The following is a 234-nucleotide window of genomic DNA, read 5'->3' as shown; positions in this document are numbered from 1 at the left end:
CCACGGTAGGATTCATGACTGGGGTGTAGTCGTAACAAGGTAGCCGTATCGGAAGGTGCGGCTGGTTCACCTCCTTTCAGAGCTTACGTGCTCGTGTTAAGCGTCCACTCTTATCGGTTGTTTGATATAGCTGGGATCAGTTGTAGGCTTGGGTCGAGGGAATCTTCCCTAGGTCTTCAGCTTCCTGACTACTGGTCCGAGAAGGTTTTGGGTCTGTAGCTCAGTCGGTTAGAG

At 51.7% G+C, this 234-nt stretch carries 1 rRNA gene; it reads left to right on the top strand.

Annotated features, from left to right (window positions below):
* A 16S ribosomal RNA gene (locus tag KVT32_RS31625) occupies positions 1-77 on the top strand; the annotation flags it as partial.
* Positions 78-234 lie beyond the last annotated feature (157 nt).

The organism is Achromobacter sp. GbtcB20, from assembly GCF_019091095.1.
Classification (GTDB): Bacteria; Pseudomonadota; Gammaproteobacteria; order Burkholderiales; family Burkholderiaceae_B; genus Achromobacter; species Achromobacter mucicolens.
This window is presented reverse-complemented; position numbering and strand designations above follow the sequence as displayed.